Below are 20,655 nucleotides of genomic sequence, written 5' to 3' on the forward strand. Positions count from 1 at the left end.
GTTCATTCCTCATAATCTCCTGCGTATACGAAGGTCGCAGGCCCTTCCATCCTCACGTATCTGAGATCCTTGTCGACGGTTACTCTCAACCATCCTCCGGGGAGTTCGACATCGACAGGTTCATCGAACGGTACCATGCCGTTCAATGCAGCTGCGGTCGTTGTAGCACACGCGCCTGTTCCACAGGCGAGTGTCCATGCAGCACCGCGTTCATAGACGCGGATGTGTATCTTGCCTTCATCATCCACGGTGGCGAACTCCACGTTGGTCTTCTTAGGGAATACTCTATGGGATTCGAGTATCGGGCCCAATGCGTCGATCTTCTCATCTGTCAACCTATCGAATGTGACGAAGTGCGGGTTGCCCATGGAGATGCAGAATCCTTTGACAGGTCCTGCTGCTGTGTTGATCGTCGTAGTCTCTAAGGACTCCATGTTCGTTTTACCTGGAGCTTCTAGGATCGGTGCGCCCATATCGATGGTCACAGTCCTTACTTTATCATTCTCAACGGTGACATCGGCGGTGAGATTGCCTCTGAGCGTGTTTATCGTGAATCTCTTTCCATCGATCTTACCAAAATCATATGCGAACTTGGCGACACATCTTATCCCATTGCCGCACATCTCAGCTTCGCTTCCGTCGGCATTGATTATCCTCATGGTGATGTCCGAACCATTTTTTCCGGGCAATACATACAGAACGCCATCGGCGCCTATGCCGAAGTGTCTGTCGCACATCCTTTTGCAAAGAGTGTTATCGATCTCAAGATCTTCATCTATCCCATTGAGAACGATGAAATCGTTCCCTATGCCGTGATATTTCCAGAATATCATCTGAGTCTCTCCGGTATGATCTGGTGTTTCCAGAGGTCATCCATGGTCTCTGCTTCCCTTATGAGCTCGGCCTTTCCATCGTTAACTAAGACTTCTGCACATAACGGTCTTGAATTGTATCTCGATGACATGGAGAATCCGTACGCTCCTGCGTTGTATACGCAGAGGATGTCCCCTTCCTTGGGGTCCGGAAGTATCCTGTCGTGCGCTATGTAATCTCCTGATTCGCATATCGGTCCGACCACTTCGTATTTGGCGACACATGCCTTGTTGAATTTGTTGGCGAGTGCGACGTGATGATAGGAATCATAGAACGATGGGCGGATGAGGACGTTGAATCCTGCATCTATGCCGACGTATCTCTTTGGTCCTGCATCCTTCACATCATTGATCTTTGAAAGAAGTATGGTGGAATCGCATACGATGTACCTTCCCGGTTCGAGGCAGACCTTCTTCACATCGGTCTCCTCCAATATCATATCGGTTATCTCGGCACCGAGTTCGTTGACATCGCATTCCTCCTCCTGAGGTTTGTAAGGTACTCCCAACCCTCCTCCGAAATCTATGAATTCGAGATGTATGTCCAACTCATCCCTCAGTCTGTTGGTGAGTTCGATGAGCACTTCCACCACTTCTATGAATGGATCGGTCGTGTTCCCTCCGGAGCCGGTGTGTGCGTGAATGCCTTTTATGTCATAGCCTAATTCCTTAGCTCTGGCATATGTGTCCATGACCCTGTTGTACGGGATCCCGAACTTGGAACCTTTGCCGCCGGTCATGACCTTCGTACCATGTCCCGATGAGACTCCAGGTGTGACACGGAAGGATATGGGGAAACCCTTGCGCTTATCGCCGAGTATCTCGGACAATCTCTCCAATTCACTCTCGGAATCGATGTTTATCCTGCATCCAGTGTCCACCACCTCCTTCAATTCCTTGTCAGATACGTTCACTCCGGTGTACATTATCCTCTCAGGGGAGAATCCTGCCTTGAGACAAGTGAGTACCTCTCCGATGGAAACGGCATCGATGCAACTCCCTTCCTGTTCCAATATCCTGAGGATCGCAAGATTCGTATTGGCTTTGCACGCGTAGTGTATCTCCGTCTCCATGAAACGAGAGAATGCTTCGTACACTCTGCGGTAATTCTCCCTGACGATCTGTTCATCCGTGACGTAGATGGGTGTTCCGAATCTCTCGGCTATCTCCACGGCGGACATGCCGCCGAACTGCATGATGCCATCCTTCCCTTCGAAGTCCCTCATCATTGCTGTTCGCCTCCGTCGATGAAGTTCTTATGCAGTGTCTTCACGACGTTCGCGGCCATATCCGTGGATACGACGAAGTTGAGACATACTTCGGATGCACCTTCGGAGATCATCTCGACACTTGCGCCAACTTCCTTCACAGCTCTGAAGACATCGCCACAGAATCCTACTCTGTGCAACAATCCGTCGCCTACGGCGCAGATCAATGCGAAGTTGCTTCTGACATCGATCCTCTCTATCTCCTTATCGTCCAATTCATTGAGATATTTCAGAGCCTTATTGACATCGAGACTGTGAACAAGGAATGCTATCGATGACAATGATGTGGATATCGCATAGATGACCGTCTCGGCGGCAGCGAACTTCTCCATTATCCTTGCCACTGTGCATTGTTTGTAGGATATCTCTCCTGATATGATGGTTATCCTGGACAGATCCAATTTCATCGCGACACTCTTCAACGGCGTGTCGCCCGGTGTCTTGATATGATGTATCTGTGTACCGGGTTCCTCGGGCTTGTAGGAGTTCTTGACCCATACGGGGATGTGCTTCATCCTTGCCGGTTCAATCGTTCTCGGATGGAGGACCTTGGCACCGAAATGGGCCAATTCAGCGGCTTCATTGAAGTTCATCTCCCTGATGACGACAGCCGTAGGCACCAACCTGGGGTCGGCACTCATGAAACCATCCACATCCGTCCAGGTCTCGATGGAATCCGCATCCAATGCGTTACCGATGGCGGCTGCCGCATAATCGGAACCGCCCCTTCCGAACGTCAAGGGTTTGCCTTCCTCATTTATCCCGTAGAATCCTGTGATCACGGGGATGATATCGTCATGTAGTAACGGTTTGACGTTCATGTTCATCCTTGCGGATGTCTTGTTGAGGTCGCATGAACCTGATAACGGTTTACCTATCGCGAACACTCCCGCCATCTCCGATGTGAGTGCTACCGATTTGAATCCAAGTGAACGTATCGCGAATGAGAGCAACAACGAGGAGAATCTCTCTCCTTGGGATGTGAGATTGTCTGTGAAGAAGGGATCCTTCCTTCTGCTCTTATCCTTTAGGAGTTCTTCGAATTCCTTGAAACGTTTCTCGAATTCTGTCATGAACTCGTCCATGAGGTCGTCTGCGACGACCTCTTTGGCAGTGTCGACATGTTTCGATCTGAACTGTTCCAATATGGTATCCGTATCCGTTGTCTTATCCTCGATCGCATGGATGAGGAAGTTCGTTATCCCGGACATGGCGGATACCACGACCACTTTCTTTCCTTTCTCGCTCGTTATTATCCTTGCGGATCTCATTATGGCTTCAGCGGATCCTACACTCGTTCCGCCGAACTTCAAAACCGTGATCATAGATTGAACACCTCGTTCATCGTATGCATCTTCCCGTCCTTCTTGTCGGCTATCCATCTGATCGTATCCATACATCCTCTCGCGAACACTTCGCGCGATACCGATCTATGTTTCAATTCAAGCAATTCCATACTGCCGCCGAACATGACAGTATGGTCGCCGTAGACATCCCCTGCTCTGACGGAGTGGATGCAGATTTCCTGTCCCCTTTCTCCGGTCACGCCTTGTCTGCCGTATTCTAAATCGTTTATATTTGTGACGCTCTGTATCCTGCGTACGGCCTCCATGGCGGTACCGGACGGTGCGTCCTTCTTGTGTCTGTGATGCGTCTCGATGACCTCGATATCATATCCTTGGAGTGCGGAGGCCATTACCTCGCACATCTTCCAGAATACGTTGACGCCTCTAGCGAAATTCGCGGATATTATCCCTGATACGCCATATTCGGACACTCTGTCTGTGAGTTCCTGTATCGATGTGGCATCGATCCCTGTGGTTCCCACTATGATGTTCGTACCTGTCGATGGTACATCTGCGATAATCTTCGAAGCAGCAGAGGGCGTGGTGAGGTCGACGTATACGTCGGCATCATCCAACAATCTCATAAGATCCTCTGGTGCGGATGCCTTGACGCCGTCATAGAGCATCCTACCTACATTGCCTCCGGACTTCGATACCGTAGCACCGACTAGTTCGATATCCTCCGATTCCATCGCAAGGTCGCATACCATGCGACCGAGTTTTCCAGTGGCTCCTCCTACCACAAGGTTGATCATATCAATCCCAGTCTTGCGATGTCCATGTCAAGTATCGGACGGTTCTTCGCCGAGAGTTCGGTCAGCGGGAGCCTAGGTCTACCGTTGCCGTATCCGAGTCTCTTCATGACGTATTTGATCGGTATTGGGTTGGATTCTATGAACAGGTCATTGAACAGAGGCATGAGCTTGAAGTGTATCTCTCTTGCCTCAAGGTACTTCTCCTGCTTACAGAGATTTATCATCTGGCTCATGGAGCGGGGGCAGCAGTTAGCTGCGACGGATATCACTCCGTCGCATCCCATTCCCATCAATGGGAATGTGAGTCCATCGTCTCCGGAGAGGACTTCGAAACCCTTCGGCCTCTTACAGAGTATCTCTTGTATCTGATTGACATTGCCGCTAGCCTCCTTTATGGCGGAGATGTTGGGCAATTCTGCCAACCTGAGCGTCGTGTCCGCAGTGATGTTACTTCCCGTCCTTCCAGGCACGTTATAGATGATCAGCGGGATATCGATCGCTTCGCTGATGGCTTTGAAGTGAAGATAGATGCCTTCCTGAGTAGGCTTGTTGTAGTACGGCGAGATGGACAGGATACCGTCACATCCCAAGTCCGCAGCTGCCTTACTGAGATATACGGCCTCGGCCGTGGAGTTACTACCGGCGCCTGCGATGATCTTCGCATGCTTCGCCTGATCCCTCACTATCTCCACTACACGGATATGTTCTTCATGACTGAGCGTTGCGGATTCCCCTGTGGAACCGCATGGAATGAGCACATTCGCTCCATTCTCTTCTTGGAAATCTACCAATCTCCTCAATCCGCCCTCGTCGACAGAACCGTCGTCCTTGAACGGTGTTATCAATGCTGTTGCTGTTCCTCCGAACATCAGATCACCCCCACATGTTCCTTCAATATGAGACGGGTACGGGTACTGATGATACTATCATAGTGCCTTACCTTCTCGATTATCTCATTCAATTGATGTGATGATTCCACATCCACGATCGCGATTATGTCCTGGTCGCCTGTGACCTCGTATACCTCGGAAACACCAGAGTATTCTGCCAATTCCTTGGCTATCTCCTCAGTGTCCGTGTTGACATCGATACGGATCTCCACCAATGCCTTCACGTTCTTCGAGCTCGTCTTTATCGTGAATCCTCTGATCGTCCCGTCCTCTGTGAGTTTGCGGACCCTGCTTCTGATCGTACCCTCGGATACGCCAAGTCTGGCCGCGATATCGACGAACGGGCACCTGGAATCCTTCTTGAGGATCTCCAGGATACGGTTGTCAAGACTGTCTGCCATATCGAAATCTCTCCTTGCGGCTGTTATTATCGGATAATAGAGACGTAGCCGATATATTAACTTGCCCTAAGAAATTGGAATTTTCTTACGATAATCGATGGGTTTCGAGATATGTTTACGAATTCAATCAATCATGATTACGGAAATCGCCATATTTATGGCGGAAATCGCTATGAGTGTCATAGCGACCAAGATCCATTTCCTGTCCTTCTCGATGAGAAGACATATCGTTGTCACGATCACTCCCAACAACGGGCACAATATCAACGCACCAATGCCTGCATAGAGTACGACATCGGTGACATCCATCATATCGATGATGACGCCTATGATGATCAATATTATACTGGCGGTGACGGAGTATTTCATCGTCCTCGCTGTTATGGATTCGATATTCATAGGATGCCTCCTGCTTGCAACACCATGACGAATGCTATCGCCAATACGAGGATCGAGAAGTACTTCTTCATCGAAGAGCTGTCGAATCTTCTTGATAAGCGGCTGCCTATCACAGCTCCGAGGAACGTACCTATTGCTACGAATGCCGCCATCTCCAGGTCAACGTGTCCGCTCAGGAAGTAGAGGATGGAACCAGAGAATGCAGTGATGCCTATCATGTAGCTGCTGGTCGCAGTCGCGGCCTTCATAGGCACTTTCATGACCATGTTCATGATAGGTACCTTGATCAATCCTCCACCTACACCAGTGAGTGAGGATATTATCCCTGCCAGCACACATGATGAGAATCCGATCCCTTTGTGTTCGATATCGTATCTTATTGTTTCACCAGTCTTCAGATCGTTGTATGAGAACTCTCCGTCCTCCGTACCCGTGACATCCATAGAAGGATTGAGAAGCATCTTTATCGCCGTGAGTGTGAGCACGGCGGAGAACACAAGCATTATGATCCAACTCTCCAAGGCCAGAGTGAGGAAGACACCGATCATGGAACCTATGACGGTACTTATCTCCAACAATAGGCCCAGGCGTATGTTGGTGACCTTATTCTCCATGTAATACAATGTGCCGCCTACGGATGTCGCTACGATACCGATAAGACTGACTGCCGCAGCATCCGCTGCGGACATGCCGTAGAATATGGTTAGCATAGGGATGATGATTATCCCGCCTCCGATACCGAACAATGCACCGAGGACACCCGCTAAGAGGCCAATTATGATCAGCGATAGCAACAGTATCGGTTCCATGGTCCTGTGGGATGTTATCGCCCATATTATCTTTATCGGTTGTTAAACCCTTACTTCGATTTGGGTCGATGGTTCATGTGTTGAGAAAAACGCTAAAGTAATAATATGAAGGATTTTCAGTAACTTATGGCCGTTTTCAGTAAAAATTTTACTGAAAATAAAGATAACGAGGAATTCAGCGCTCAATTAGATTATGACAGGATAGTAGCCTATGTAATAAGCCGTCCGTCACAATTATACCATGATGTGTGTTAGGGTTGTATCGTGACGATAGTCCTCGTAAGGTACTGTGAGATCGGGCTCAAGAGCACTCCTGTGAGGAGGAGGTTCGAGAGCATACTCAAGGACAATATGCTGACGATGTTGGCAGCTGATGGCATAGAGGCATTCATCACATTCGCCGATGCACGCTATTACATCGAGACCGAGGACATCGAAGGGTGCGTAAGGTCCGTAAAAAAAGTATTTGGGATAGGTTCATTGTCCGTGGCTGAGGTATGTTCATCGGATATGCAGGATATCTGCGATACGGCGGCGGACTATTCCGTCGGACGCATATCCGAAGGGCAATCGTTCGCTGTGAAGGCTAGGAGGGAAGGCTCCCAACCGTATACGAGTATGGACGTTGGCAGGGAGGCAGGTTCTGCTATCTTCATACGCAATGAGGATAAGGGGATCAAAGTAGATCTGAAGGAACCTGACAAGACAATCTACGTAGAGGTTAGGAACAATAAAGCATACATCTTCGACGAATACATCGCATGCCCTGGAGGATTGCCATTGGGGAGTCAGGGACGTGTGATCGCAGAATCCTATGACAAGAGAGGCACAGTATCCGCATGGATGATGATGAAGCGCGGCTGCCGTGCATTGGTAGTGGGTAATCACGACATCGATCTATTGAGGAGATATGATCCCACTTTGAGAGTCATAGAACCATCAAGCACCGAGACGCAGAAGGAGATATTGGGTGTGGTGAAAGGTACCTCCCTGAAGGACCTGGATTCCGTGGATGTCACCAAACATTCCGTTCCTGTATATTTCCCGACCATAGGTATGGATGACAAGGAAGTGGATTCGTTGTATGATTCCATCGTCGAATCCGAATTCTGATTCCGCTTTGTTTTTATCATGATGTGGCCATATGTTGCACATATGGCATGCCGTGTGAGATTCCTTCCAGATGATAAGGTCGCAGAGGTACCTGAGGGTACGATGATATCCGATGCCGCTGTCAAAGCGGGAGTGGAGATAAGACTTCCATGCGGAGGCAGGGGAAGATGCGGAAGATGCATCGTACTCGTTGACAATGAGAGGGTGTTGTCCTGTCAGACCGCGGTATATGATGGGATGGTCGTCAAGGTACCGAGGAAGGATGTGGGCAAGGTCATAGCCGCTACGGATAGGAAATCCAAGGTAGATGAGTTGTCACCCATATCCGACGGATATGGGTTGGCCGTGGACATAGGTACGACGACCATTGCGATATCTGTGTTAGATATGTCCAATGGTGATGAGGTCTACAGCGCCAGCGGAGCCAACGCACAGCGCTCCAGGGGAGAGGATGTGCTGGCAAGGATACAATATGCGGAGGAAGGAGGGATCAATGAGCTTAGATTATTGGTCATCGATTCCATAAATCGTCTATTATCGGGATTCAAAGATAGAACAAAGATAAAATCCGCATACATCGCAGGCAACACTGCGATGACGCATCTCTTCCTCGGGATAGATCCGTCGCCGATAAGATTGCCACCGTTCGAACCTGTGGTGAAGGATGCCAAGATAACGGGCAAGGAGAGTATGTTGGATATCGATCCATCGGCAACAGTGATATGCATGCCGTCGGTCTCTTCGTATGTCGGAGGAGATATCACCAGCGACATAGTGGATTCTGGGATGGACAGGATAGATGGTCTGTCGCTGCTGATAGATGTCGGTACGAATGGGGAGATAGCATTGGGCAATCAGGATATGCTGATGTGCTGTTCGTCATCAGCTGGGCCCGCATTCGAAGGTTCTCAGATGACATCGGGAATGATCGCATGCACGGGTGCTGTGGACAGTGTGAGGATATCCGACGGCAAGGTCGAGTATACTGTGATAGGGAATGCGGAACCCATCGGGATATGCGGTTCTGGTGTGATCGATCTGGTAGCACAGCTGTTCCTGAATGGTTATGTGGATAAGCGCGGAAGGTTCACAGAGATATCGGGTGCGAAGGATGGCGTGTTCACGGTGGTCGGTGATGTGGTCATCACCGAGAGCGAGATCGAGAATGTGATCATGACGAAGGCGGCGATATATTCGGCAACGAGGTCTATGGTACGTAATCTCGGCGTGGAGTTCAACGATCTGGAGAACATCTATATCGCAGGCGGCTTCGGTAATTTCATAAACATGGATTCTGCGATCGCTATAGGGTTGTTCCCTGATGTGGATAGGGATAAGTACCATTATCTGGGGAACTCATCATTGTCTGGTGCGAAGAAGGCATTGCTATCGCATACGTTCAGGGAACGTATCTATGAGGTGTTCCCGAAGATGACATATGTCGATCTCTCATCAGATCCTATTTTCTTCGATGAATACATGTCTGCACAATTCCTTCCTCATACGGATGCGTCATTGTTCCCTAGTGTTCTGAAGGCGAAGTGAGTTTTACGTCAAAAATTCAATAATCCTATTCAATACCAATAGTGGGTTCTTGTTCACTTTATGTTGAGGGACACTTACTTGAATACGAGTCTGACATCACATCAGAGTGAAATCATATCCCATCATCGACGCAAGTCCCCCTTTAGTAGTAATAAAATATCAATATATGACACAAGGCGAACGTTGGCATCGATATGATATCTGCAAATAAGAATACAAGATGATATCATATTGGGACGAATACGCTCTCAATCGAGCATTCCTGTCAGAATATCATATAGACGGTTCCCTAATTGGTTTCTAAGTGGTTTCGTAAACATGTGACGTAATCGACCGATTTCGATAAGAATCGGCGATCGACCACATATCGGGGTCCAATCTTCTGCGTGCGATAGGTATTGCCTCCATGGGTTGGAGACAACTTGGAATCGCAAAGCAAGACAGAAGCGCACAATATCGAGAATAGGATCACTCAACGAGGCCCAGCCTAGCTGACGCTGTTCCTCCCGCCCATAGTGCTAGCTATCACTAGAGACTTATGTTCCGTTAAATCACCGGAATAAAATATGTGTGATGAACTTATAAAGATTACCTAACTAGGCTCTATATTCAACGCTGTTAATTTAAAGAATGATACAATAAAGACAATTTTCTTTAAAATTATCCTATTTCTGATGATACTTTTCATCCGAATCGACGTTCAACAGTCTTGATTTGAAATTAATGTTGGTGGCGGTGATGTATTGGCTATCGTGGCCGATGTCGATGAACATACTGCTGACGAGGTCAGAGAGACAATGAGAGTATGTGTCAAAGAGCATATCGAATTCTATGTCTCTAACATCGATTTTGAGGTGTGGCTTCTTATGCATTTCGAGGATATGACGAAGTGGATAGAGAGGGATGATCTGATAGAACGTCTGTCAAATCATTTGAGAAGACCGTATGAGAAAGGTGCGAGTATTGTGGCGGATGACGATATGATCGATAACGCCGTCAGAAGAGGTATGAAGGACATCCATGTCGTTGAGAATGCAGTGGGACGCTGTCTTTTGGGCGATCGTTCTAGAACTACCGTCCATCTACTGGTCAATAGATTATCAGATTACGCTTGATGCATGGATGTTGGTTTTCGAGAGACTAAAAAAAGGACATGCCAAATCACATTATGACTTAAGTTATATGTGAAAGCGCTCGCTATATTGGATTGCTTGTCAGTATCGTTCTTAAAATTCCAATGGTGGGCCCGGCCGGGATTGAACCGGCGACCTCCACCTTGTAAGGGTGGCGTCATAACCACTAGACCACGGGCCCGTTGTCTCACCCATTAGTGAATTACTATAAAATATATGTGGCATCAATCAGACATCATATATTTCATCTGACTTCAGTCATCATGCTATGTTGTTGCGATGGAGTCGCTATAGAAATCGGGATGATAGTAGTTTATCTATACTACCTTCTCATTCATCCTATTCACGCGATAGTGGTTTAGGGGTTAAGACAGGTGCTTCCCAAGCACCAGCCCCGGGTTCGATTCCCGGCTATCGCACCATCCATCTCTCTAGAGTTCTGCACAATGCGATTAGACTAGGTGCGGATAGCACTCATCATATTCCGATTCTTCACTCTCTTGTCATTCATCTTAATTTAACAATTGTTAATTCCTAGAAATCTAACGGTTAGTTTCTTTAAGTTATGTTACATAGGGGACAAGAGGTGAACCGAATGCTTGAGATAGATTGTTCGAGGGGCGAAGGCGGAGGCCAGAGCGTCCGTACGTCCGTAGCGATGAGCACGGTCACCGGAAATGAGATCCATCTCATCAGGATAAGGGAGAACCGTCCAACCAACGGATTGTCAAAACAACATTGCACTGCGGTACAGGCCGTAGCGGATATGACCTGTTCACAGGTCATCGGGAACACGCTCGGTTCCAGGGAATTGACGGTCATACCTGGTAATGAGCACAGATACAACATGAAGATGGACATCGGTACCGCTGGCAGCGTCAGTCTTGTGCTCCAGGCCATGCAATTGGCTACCGTAGGTTTCAAGGAGAAGGTGAACATCGACATATCCGGAGGGACGAATGTCATGTGGGCACCTCCGATAGACTACTATCAACAGGTACTCTATCCTCTGATGGCGAGGATGAACATACAAGCTGAACTCGATATCATCGGCAGAGGTTTCTATCCCGAAGGCGGAGGTAGGGTGAAAGCTACATTCTATCCTATAGATGATATCAAACCATTGAAACTCACGGATCTGGGCAAATTAAGGAGGGTGAGGGGCACATGTTTCTCGCAACGCCTTCCGAAATGGATCTCCGAACAGATGGTCGAAGGATGCAGATCGATACTCGAGGATTATTGCGATGTGGAGATCGTCACCCAAAGGACCACAGGGGATTCCAGAGGGGCAGGACTATCCTTGGTGGCGGAATATGACAATGGACTGCTTGGAAGTAACGTACTCACAACGAGAGGACGTCCGGCCGATCAAGCAGGCATCGATGCCGCAAACGATCTTGTTCAGATCATAGATTCGGGTGCGACACTGGATGTACACACGGCGGATCAATTGTTACCGTATATGGCGATGGCCGACGGGGACAGCGCATTCTCCGTCTCCAGGATAAGCAGACACCTGCTCAGTCAGATGGATACATTGGAGACATTCCTCGATGTGAGATTCGGAGTGGAGAGAAAGGGAGATCTATATCACTTCACGATCACACCCGGGGGAAGGAAATGAAGCCATTCATTCACGTGAATTGTGCGATGTCCGCTGATGGGAAGATCGCAGGTTCCGACAGGAAACAGGTGAGGATATCCTCAGCTGAGGATAAGGAACGTGTCAAACGTTTGAGAAGACAATATGATGCGATATTGGTCGGCGTCGGTACGGTACTCGCGGATGACCCGCACCTCACGGTCAAAGGATGCGATTTCGATGAGAATCCCATCAGGATAGTCATCGACCCGCATGGAAGGACGCCCTTGGACGCAGCTGTCGTCGATGATAGGGCGAAGACCGTGATCATCACATTGGAGTCGTGTGATAAGGTATGGCCTGGTGTGAGTATAATCAGGTGTGATGAGATCGTTCTTGTGGATATCATGGAACATCTCGCTCAATGCGGTATCGAAAGTGTACTTGTCGAAGGCGGAGGAGAGACCATAGCATCATTCTTCAAAGAGAAGTTGGTCGACAGATACACCGTGTTCGTAGGCAGTATGCTGATCGGAGGAAGGACATCACCGACACCAGTCGATGGAGATGGGTGGGTCGCTGACGATGGTATACAACTGGAATTCAAAGGTTCAGAGGTACTTGGGGATGGGGTATTATTGACGTATTCCCCAAGATATCAATGAATACAATACTAGTAATAATATATAATGTATAATATAGTTCTTAGTATCTTTGAATATTATAAAATAGTCTGACCACGGTTTTTCATCGTGAATACCAAAGTCATAATTGCAATAGCCGCAGTAGCTATTGTTGTCATTGCTGGGAGTATCGCTGCATTTGCTCTATCGAACGATTCTGAGGAATCACTAGACGTTGATACACCCAAAACCGTTAACCAATTAGCTATCAATGATTTCTATTCAGGGAGTGCAAACCTGACAATAAGCACTGATAATACTGATACCGCAATATATGGGTTCTTGATACCATTATATTACTACAGTGGCGATCCGTCTGGCACGAAAGAGATCACATATAAAGGCACTAAGATCATGTGTGATGTCTACAAAGTGACGATGTCAACCGGAGAGGAAGTATCCTGTTATTACAATGAACCAAAATCAGGGGTCAATTACTACAGCAGATATGTCGATCCGGACGGATTCGTTTCAGAGTCAACCTTGAAGGACTCGAATCTGGATTTAAGTAAGGGATCTTCAGATCAGGATGTGAAAAAAGGCTCATACTACACATATCAATATTCTGGAACAGTAGCAGGATATGACGGCACATTCACCGGCGAGTCTGAAACGAAGATGACAGATTTTAATGAGACCACCAGACGGGGGGTAGCCACTGTCACCATCAATGTAAAATCTGAGCCTGGTAACTACAAGGGCACCATCAAGGGATTCGATTACAATGGCGATGTCATCATCAAAGAAAGTGTCAACAAAAGAACAAGGGATGTATATCTCGGCATGGTCAGCTATGATTCTCTTCTGAAATATTCGGAAAAGAATGGATATACGATCACTCACGGCGAGAAGACATCGAAAACGATCGATACCGAATTTGGAAAACGTAAAGTGACCATTGAAGCACTTAAGATGGTGAAGGACAAGGAAACCAAAAACATCACAGTGACATATGGTGAAAAAGGTCTCATTTACAAGCAAGAGATCGACATGGTGAATGAAAAAAAGAGAGAGAATAGCACCTTCATTCTCAAAGATACTAACCTCATAGTCAAAAAACAGGATGATACGAAGCCAACGGCCATGGAGACTTTGAGGACCGACCTCAAAGTCGGGGACAGTATCGCGTTCACCGAGAGGATCGCATATAAGTTCGAAATACCTGATAAAGATACAAAGGAGGAAATCATCGGAGATCATTATTATGACATCCCGCCGAATCTGGAGAAAACAAAGATAACATACAAGGGAAAGCAGATTGATTGTTTCATCTATGAGATGCCCGAGAAGAAGGCCAAGGCATACATATCCGTCGATTCAGGTTTCTGCTATGTATTGGAGGAATCCCAATTCGGTGGACTTCTTACAACGACCCTCGCGGACACTAATATGGACGTGTCCAAGAAGAAGGATGATCTGGTGTTGTCGAATGGAAGTTTCATCGATATCAAGATCTCTGGTCGCGTGTCAAGTACTTCCGATGGGGAAATCACGCTGAAAAAGACGATAACCTCCGTGAATGATGATGGAACATATGGCACCATATCTAACATCGCGAGTACAGTCGTGACGGATCATACCAGGACCATCAAGGAGATAGGCCCCTACGGAAAACTCGTTGTGGATACGACCGAAGACAAGGAAATCAAATCGAAGGACCATTTCTTGGACGTCATTGGTATCGGTTTCTATCATGAGAGTTTCAAAACCAGTGGTCAGAATGCAACGGTGGTGGGTGATGAGGTTACTGAAGTCATCGATACGGTGTTCGGGAAGCGTACAGTCTCCGTCAGGACGATGGTCAACACAACGATTCCGGACAACCCTGTCACGTTCAAGATCTATTATGGTATCAACGGAGTGATCTACAAGATCGAGTACACTACGAAGGATCTGGCGTCGACCGTAACTCTAAAGAGTTCCAATCTTCTGACGACCGTAGCTTGAATTCACATAAACAGCCGTCACTTCGGTGACGGCATCCTTCATTTTTGATCATTGTCTGATCATATGATGTTCCCGAATCTTCCGCCTGTAGATGAACCGGATGATCTGAGAACGACGAAGACGACCGTAGCTAATTCTTTTCTTTAGGGATGGGCACTGAAATCTCTCGACACATTTTCCTAAATCCAAGAATCATCGAGGAAATAACACCAAATATGGAGGATCGGAGACAGAATGGATCATCAACTCATTCGGAATCTTATTCTGAACACTATATCTATCTTAGAAACTCATGAACATTCATCAATAACTATGTTCTCTGCTCCCGTCATCTAATTAAATATGTATTCGATAGAGGTGGACGATGGATTGGAATTTCGCCACGACACTCATCGGTTCATTGCCTTTTGCGAACTCGATCGACAGTGTCGATATAACATTGGACGGCAGGGTAGCATGCCCATCATGGCCCCAGTTGCCTACGAGAGGAATCAACGAGAGTATGTATGTTCAGACAGGAGCATACTTGCCGGGATTGAAGATAGACGATGACAAGATAATCGTCGATCTGAATGATTACGACCCGACCGAAGCGTACACCGCCATATTGTCCGATGACATCGACCACTTCATCCACCCCCCAGAGTTATACGAGGGGATGTACGAGTTCCTCAACCGTGACCTATCCAAATATGATGCGGTCAAAGGACAGGTCACTGGACCAATAAGCGAGGGCTTACAGATCCTCGACAAGAACTCACGTCCTGTGATCTATGACGAATCATACAGTGAGATCGTAAGGAAAACGGTCAACATGATGGCCAAATGGCAAGCTAGAAGATTATCTATGTCCAACAATAATGTCATCATATTCTTTGACGAACCATCATTATCGATCCTAGGTACGCCATTCGCATCCATATCGGATGATCAGGCCAGGGCATGGATCAATGAATCCATGGATGGCGTGGATGCATTCCGCGGCATCCATTGCTGCGGGAACACTAACTGGGCGATGATTTTGTCCACGGATATAGATATTCTAAGCTTTGATGCATACAACTATGGGGACAATCTCCTGATGTATCCCGATGAGCTTACCGATTTCCTTAGTAAGGGTAAGTGCATCGCATGGGGAATCATCCCGAACAGCGATGATTCCGTATCCAAGGAGACTGTGGATACGATAGTCGCAAGATTGGAATCCCTCTTTGACAAGATGGAGGAGAAAGGCATCAATAGGAAGAAGGTCGCACATCAATCCATGATCACGCCTCAGTGCGGTCTCAGCGGCCTCACCGAAGAGAATGCAAAGAAGGTGTTCGATCTTCTTGACGGAGTCTCTAAGGAGATGAAGAGGAGATACGGGTTCTGATGATCATAGCACTCGTCGGCAAGGGAGGCGTCGGGAAGAGCACCATATCATCTCAATTGATCAGAGCGCTCTCCAAGAGGGATGTGACGTTGGCTGTGGATGCCGACCCTAACTCCAATCTATGCGATAAGTTGGGTATGGAGGTCACAGGTACCATCGGTGGGCTCAGGAATGAGATAGTAGCACATCCCGATATGGTACCTGCAGGCGTGAGCAAGCAGGATTACATCTCAACGCACATCCGTCAGATAATGACGGAGACCAAGGATATAGATCTCCTGGTCATGGGGAGGCCTGAAGGCGAAGGTTGTTATTGTTTCACCAATGATGTCCTAAAGAACTGTTTCAATGATCTGATCCCAAGGTACAGGTATGCAGTGATCGATAATGAAGCGGGCATGGAGCATCTTTCGAGACGCGTACTGCCGAGGGCTGATGTGATATTATTCGTCTCCGACCCTACGAAGGTCGGTGTGAGGACAGCAGCTCGTCTGTCAGAGTTGGCGGATGAGGTGCACATAGAATCCGATAAGAGGATACTGATCATCAACAATGTATTCGGGGACATCAGCGAGCAGTTGATGGATGAGGCAAGATCGCATGGATTCGATGACGTGTTCGTCATGCCTCACGATGATTTCATCAGCAGAGCTGCGATGGAAGGCGATGTCATCGAGGTGCCATCCGATACTCCATTCGGTAAAGCGATGTCAGAACTCATCGACATCATCGAAGGATGATGTCGTAGATAGATACAGAATCTTCATTTTCATGAAGTAAAGATATTCTGGCGGAGAGGGAACCTCTCCGCCGATGATGATCCTCTCAGATCCTCACTTTGATCCAATCATCCGTCTCAGGGACCATTCCGTCCATGAATGCGCAGAAGATGTCGATAACGTCATTGTCGTTGTCGAAGAACGTACCGAAGTTCTGGTGTCTGCGGCCATCGAGGAAGCTCATCTCGACGTACCATCCGCAATCCGAAGGTGTTGCCTGAACGAAATCCACGCCGTTCACAGGAGCAGGTGCCTGGAGGACGATGAATGACATCTCATCCCCGCATTCGCAGTCACAACCCTCGTCACAGCAGCAATCGTCGTCCTCACAGTCGCACTCTTCTTCCTCGTCATCAGGGCATACGGTGGAGATCGCCATTATGCACTCCTCGATCTGCCTCTTGTCACGTACGGGAACAGGGAAGTCCGTGTACTCTGTCTCAAGCGTGTATGCCTCTCCGCAATCCTTCATTTTTCCAAGGTCAGGCACATTCCCGTGGAAGAACTCGATGAATGCCGCCATGGCGTCATCGATCGCAAGGTCCTTCGCAACATTCGGGACCCTGTTGTTGAAATCATCATAAAGCTCCACCCTGCAGTGGTCACTGAATACGATCGATGAGATGCATATGTAGTCTCCGATGGGTTCTGATGCACCCATGACCATCACGATCCCCTCATCCTCATCATCGACTGTCCTGAGGACTGATATGAAGTTATCCTTGATCTGTTCCTCAGTGAATACCTCTGATTCGTATTCACTGAACTCCGTCTCTATGAAATAGGATTTGTCTGCCATGTATGGGCCATGCACCCATTAGCATAAGAGTGTTACCATCATCTCTTGCAGGCATCGCTATGGACGGTGTCTGCAGAGAGCACCTCTTTGGGATCGAGCGATTTACATTCATCGTCAACCCACCATAACCATGTGCCTTTGTCCACTGAGAACTCGCCCTTCACGAGGCCAACCATCTTCAGTTTGGTCATCGTCTTGATGAATGCGTCGGGACAATGGTAGTTGAAAAGCTCTGCCAATCTGGTCTCGACCTCTTTGCTTGAGAGTTTCTGTTCTCCGAAGACCATCCAGATGTAGCGTACGAGGTCAGACAGTTGCATGTGGTTCACAATCGTTGACATGATGATAAATGTTTGCAATGTGATGAATCTCTGTAGGGCTCTATACACATTGATAGTCAAGACGTTGAGTTCGTTCGTACTCGATGATGAACATCCATATCAGCATTCATCGCGGACATGTCGACGTCATTGTTTGGAAGGTATGGGATCACTGCTGATTTCGAGTCAGGAAAAGGATGCTGCGACATGATGCTGAAGAAGCCATTAAGCAGATTATGGATATGGATCACGCGCATGGTCTGAAAGGTCAGGCCGTAATCCACGGCATCGCATTCTTCGAAAAGGAGCCGTACTTCACATTCGATGTATTGTGATGATGTTGACGGATGCTTTCGCATCCGTCAACACACATCAGTGTTTCAGAAGTCCTCTAAGATGTTTGGGGATATGTTTGGATTCGTTCGTACCTACGATGACATCCCTTCCAATGATCTCCTGAAGCTTACCGGACATCCTAGATGCCAGACCAGGGATGATGACCACACCATCGGTCTTCTTCAGGACTCCGGATTCCTCGAACGCATCAGCGACACGTTCCGGATCGAACTTACCCGCGGCATATGCTGTAAGGACGGACATGCCTTCGGTATTCACTATCTGTAACCACACAGGCACTTTGGACTTCTCGATGTCCGCACGTACTGTGAAGTATGTGAGCGAGAAGTTCGTTGTAAACATAACAGGGGAATGCTCATCCGGGTTGTTTATCGGATATAGGTCCTGTTTTACCTGTATCGGGACCTGCGGGTCAGTGTAGATGTTCTGTCTCAATGTGAACAATGGTAATGCCTCATAGTTGTGGAGGTCATCGAATATCACGAGGCTTCCATACTTAAGAGTGGAGATGACAGCCGACATCACTGCACCTTCTCCAGAACCCACTTTGTTCATGAGCGGGTGTCCGAAGGGTTTGAACTTCTTCTTCAACGCTGCACGTCTCGCGATCGTCTGCTCTTCAAGAAGATCCTTGATGTGATCTGCACCGAGATCGAGTATGATGTCATCAAATCCTTCTGCTTTCGTCTTCTCTGAGAGTTCAGCCGCTTCCTCCAATGATGTCGCTTTGATACCGAGCGGACATTTGGATGCTTTTGCAAGATCTATCATCTCTTTGAGGTTGTCATTCTTTGCACCATACAACAACGGTCTGAATGAACCAACGACATCGACGGCAGCCTTCATGGCATCGACACTATCCGTCTCCAACACGAACGGATTGTCCCAATTCTCTGATACGATCTTGCACACATCAGCGAATCTCTTAGCATCATTGGAATCGTTCCTTATCGAGATCATATCAGCTCCGAACACCATGCCTATGCGGTTGAAACTGAGTCCTTTGATATAGTCTATCCTCTTCAATACGTTCTCATCATCCAACGAATCGGATACTGTCACCGCATATGCGATCGGATTGTTGAAACGGCGTTCGTGACGATAGAGCACGGTCTCACCGCCCATATCGATCTTGTTCTTCACGCCGACCGTTATGGTCGCTACAGGAGGCGCAGAGGCTTCATTCAAAGTCTCCTTCGTCTCGCCGCTAACATGTGGACAATCCTCGATCTTCGCCTTCTGGTTGGCGAGCTGCATCGCGAATGCTAAACATGTCGGTTGTCCACAATCCTTACAGTTGGTCTTAGGGAGCAGTTTGAAGAATTCTATGGCTGTAGGCACTCACATCACCTCCGTGAGTTCGCATGCATATACTTTGAGCATATCTGCAGCACCAGGCCCACGTACTACGAGTATGTCCGCACCGGACACCATCGCGGCCATCCCTGTTATCGCTTCCCACCATGTGGCTCTGAATGATGCAGGCCCCATGGTACCATCATCCTCCTCGGTCGCATCCCCGACATCCCATGATGATGTGCAATCGCATATCATCGGTATCTGGAGTATCTTGTCTCCGGAGTATGCGGAGAGTTTGATCCTCTCATTTACTGAATATGAATAATCCAATCCCATGCCCAATGCAGCCATGAGCGGATCCATGAGCATGTTGTTGGTCTCGACTCCGAAATCACTCAAGAGGATGTTCATCTGTTTCGCAAGATTGACATCGAGATTGGAGAATCCGATTATGACGTGGTTGTTCGCCATCGCGGCTGTGGCCAATTTCTTGTATTCTCCCTCTTCGACCTTGTTTATCAGCAATCTGGTGTTCTTCACCTTTTCGCAGACGACAGTGAGGACTTCGATATCCCTTTCAACGTTCCCGCATCCACTGACCATGACAGGGAGATTGGTCTTATCGACGATCCTCTGTACCAATGTTGCAGCATCATCCGCGGAAGCATTCTTCTTGAACGGATCTATGCTCATCAGACGGATACAGATTATGTCCGCGCCCAATTCCTTCCACATGGTAGCCCATTCAACAGGATCATCGCATCTTCCGGAGAACATCTCTTTGGCGATCTCAGGGTAATCGGTGATATCATCCCACACCTCTCCTGCGATCATCGGCCTGAGCTTATTCGGATTCTCGAAGGAGAGGAAGGGCATGCCTTTAGCACCGCCTGCGACGTAGTCCCCTTTACCGAGGGCGACCTGTATCGTCTCTCCGTTGTATTTCTCGCTTACATTCGGGATCTCTGTCATCCTAAAAT

General features: G+C 47.9%; 20 protein-coding genes and 2 tRNA genes. 9 read left to right on the forward strand and 13 right to left on the reverse strand.

The features are described from left to right. Positions 1-2: 2 nt before the first annotated feature. The 8 genes from dapF to ACI2NF_RS03635 all read right to left on the reverse strand — a co-directional run bounded on the left by dapF (position 3) and on the right by ACI2NF_RS03635 (position 6,740). The gene (gene dapF, locus ACI2NF_RS03600) at positions 3-833 is read right to left on the reverse strand and encodes a diaminopimelate epimerase (RefSeq protein ID WP_400195798.1); all 831 of its coding nucleotides are present in this window, start codon (positions 831-833) and stop codon (positions 3-5) included. Next, positions 830-2,101, reverse strand: coding sequence for a diaminopimelate decarboxylase (lysA, locus tag ACI2NF_RS03605; RefSeq protein WP_400196690.1), 1,272 nt, complete (start codon positions 2,099-2,101; stop codon positions 830-832). Before lysA ends, dapF begins: the two co-directional genes overlap by 4 nt. Further along, positions 2,098-3,465 carry an aspartate kinase gene (locus ACI2NF_RS03610; protein WP_400146667.1) on the reverse strand — a complete coding sequence of 456 codons (1,368 nt, stop codon included), beginning with the start codon at positions 3,463-3,465 and terminating at the stop codon, positions 2,098-2,100. The genes lysA and ACI2NF_RS03610 overlap by 4 nt, the downstream gene beginning before the upstream one ends. Next, the gene (gene dapB, locus ACI2NF_RS03615) at positions 3,462-4,241 is read right to left on the reverse strand and encodes a 4-hydroxy-tetrahydrodipicolinate reductase (RefSeq protein WP_400151497.1); all 780 of its coding nucleotides are present in this window, start codon (positions 4,239-4,241) and stop codon (positions 3,462-3,464) included. The genes ACI2NF_RS03610 and dapB overlap by 4 nt, the downstream gene beginning before the upstream one ends. After that, positions 4,238-5,110 (reverse strand): 4-hydroxy-tetrahydrodipicolinate synthase, encoded by an 873-nt coding sequence (dapA, locus tag ACI2NF_RS03620; protein ID WP_400146671.1) that lies wholly within the window; start codon positions 5,108-5,110, stop codon positions 4,238-4,240. Before dapA ends, dapB begins: the two co-directional genes overlap by 4 nt. After that, positions 5,110-5,532: an Lrp/AsnC family transcriptional regulator gene (locus ACI2NF_RS03625; RefSeq protein WP_400146673.1), complete on the reverse strand. Its 423-nt coding sequence runs from the start codon at positions 5,530-5,532 to the stop codon at positions 5,110-5,112. The genes dapA and ACI2NF_RS03625 overlap by 1 nt, the downstream gene beginning before the upstream one ends. Positions 5,533-5,655: 123 nt before the next feature. Further along, positions 5,656-5,931: a hypothetical protein gene (locus ACI2NF_RS03630; RefSeq protein ID WP_400146675.1), complete on the reverse strand. Its 276-nt coding sequence runs from the start codon at positions 5,929-5,931 to the stop codon at positions 5,656-5,658. Next, positions 5,928-6,740 carry a sulfite exporter TauE/SafE family protein gene (locus ACI2NF_RS03635; protein WP_400211079.1) on the reverse strand — a complete coding sequence of 271 codons (813 nt, stop codon included), beginning with the start codon at positions 6,738-6,740 and terminating at the stop codon, positions 5,928-5,930. Before ACI2NF_RS03635 ends, ACI2NF_RS03630 begins: the two co-directional genes overlap by 4 nt. Before the next feature lie 264 nt (positions 6,741-7,004). Between ACI2NF_RS03635 and ACI2NF_RS03640 the strand changes: the two genes are divergently transcribed. From ACI2NF_RS03640 to ACI2NF_RS03650, 3 genes are all read left to right on the forward strand, one after another. Then, complete coding sequence (locus tag ACI2NF_RS03640; protein WP_400146679.1) at positions 7,005-7,853, forward strand: THUMP domain-containing protein; 849 nt, start codon at positions 7,005-7,007, stop codon at positions 7,851-7,853. Between the two features lie 42 nt (positions 7,854-7,895). Beyond that, complete coding sequence (locus ACI2NF_RS03645; protein WP_400211080.1) at positions 7,896-9,398, forward strand: ASKHA domain-containing protein; 1,503 nt, start codon at positions 7,896-7,898, stop codon at positions 9,396-9,398. 743 nt (positions 9,399-10,141) lie between these two features. Beyond that, a complete protein-coding gene (locus ACI2NF_RS03650; protein WP_400151500.1) occupies positions 10,142-10,513 on the forward strand; it encodes an RloB domain-containing protein in 372 nt (123 codons plus the stop codon). Between the two features lie 123 nt (positions 10,514-10,636). Here the strand turns inward: ACI2NF_RS03650 and ACI2NF_RS03655 are convergent. Further along, positions 10,637-10,712: transfer RNA gene (locus tag ACI2NF_RS03655), tRNA-Val, on the reverse strand. Between the two features lie 166 nt (positions 10,713-10,878). Between ACI2NF_RS03655 and ACI2NF_RS03660 the strand changes: the two genes are divergently transcribed. The 6 genes from ACI2NF_RS03660 to ACI2NF_RS03685 all read left to right on the forward strand — a co-directional run bounded on the left by ACI2NF_RS03660 (position 10,879) and on the right by ACI2NF_RS03685 (position 16,861). After that, positions 10,879-10,953: transfer RNA gene (locus ACI2NF_RS03660), tRNA-Gly, on the forward strand. Positions 10,954-11,126: 173 nt separating this feature from the next. Beyond that, entirely contained in the window at positions 11,127-12,158 is a 1,032-nt protein-coding gene (gene rtcA / locus ACI2NF_RS03665; protein ID WP_400152635.1) for an RNA 3'-terminal phosphate cyclase, read from the forward strand. Next, a complete protein-coding gene (locus ACI2NF_RS03670) occupies positions 12,155-12,781 on the forward strand; it encodes a 2,5-diamino-6-(ribosylamino)-4(3H)-pyrimidinone 5'-phosphate reductase (protein WP_400211081.1) in 627 nt (208 codons plus the stop codon). Before rtcA ends, ACI2NF_RS03670 begins: the two co-directional genes overlap by 4 nt. 300 nt (positions 12,782-13,081) lie before the next feature. Continuing rightward, entirely contained in the window at positions 13,082-14,746 is a 1,665-nt protein-coding gene (locus ACI2NF_RS03675; protein ID WP_400210311.1) for a hypothetical protein, read from the forward strand. Between the two features lie 364 nt (positions 14,747-15,110). Beyond that, positions 15,111-16,121, forward strand: coding sequence for a hypothetical protein (locus tag ACI2NF_RS03680; protein ID WP_400211082.1), 1,011 nt, complete (start codon positions 15,111-15,113; stop codon positions 16,119-16,121). Then, positions 16,121-16,861 (forward strand): ATP-binding protein, encoded by a 741-nt coding sequence (locus tag ACI2NF_RS03685; protein ID WP_177971316.1) that lies wholly within the window; start codon positions 16,121-16,123, stop codon positions 16,859-16,861. Before ACI2NF_RS03680 ends, ACI2NF_RS03685 begins: the two co-directional genes overlap by 1 nt. A gap of 85 nt (positions 16,862-16,946) precedes the next feature. Here the strand turns inward: ACI2NF_RS03685 and ACI2NF_RS03690 are convergent, their stop codons facing one another. The 4 genes from ACI2NF_RS03690 to ACI2NF_RS03705 all read right to left on the reverse strand — a co-directional run bounded on the left by ACI2NF_RS03690 (position 16,947) and on the right by ACI2NF_RS03705 (position 20,647). Continuing rightward, positions 16,947-17,699: a hypothetical protein gene (locus tag ACI2NF_RS03690; protein ID WP_400146688.1), complete on the reverse strand. Its 753-nt coding sequence runs from the start codon at positions 17,697-17,699 to the stop codon at positions 16,947-16,949. 38 nt (positions 17,700-17,737) lie between these two features. Continuing rightward, positions 17,738-18,040 (reverse strand): hypothetical protein, encoded by a 303-nt coding sequence (locus ACI2NF_RS03695; RefSeq protein ID WP_400152640.1) that lies wholly within the window; start codon positions 18,038-18,040, stop codon positions 17,738-17,740. A gap of 351 nt (positions 18,041-18,391) precedes the next feature. Next, positions 18,392-19,717, reverse strand: coding sequence for an acetyl-CoA decarbonylase/synthase complex subunit gamma (gene acsC / locus ACI2NF_RS03700; RefSeq protein WP_400211083.1), 1,326 nt, complete (start codon positions 19,715-19,717; stop codon positions 18,392-18,394). Continuing rightward, positions 19,718-20,647, reverse strand: a complete 930-nt coding sequence (locus ACI2NF_RS03705) for an acetyl-CoA decarbonylase/synthase complex subunit delta (protein WP_400211084.1) — start codon at positions 20,645-20,647, stop codon at positions 19,718-19,720. Between the last annotated feature and the right edge of the window lie 8 nt (positions 20,648-20,655).

This window comes from Candidatus Methanarcanum hacksteinii, assembly GCF_964305265.1.
GTDB lineage: Archaea > Thermoplasmatota > Thermoplasmata > Methanomassiliicoccales > Methanomethylophilaceae > Methanarcanum > Methanarcanum hacksteinii.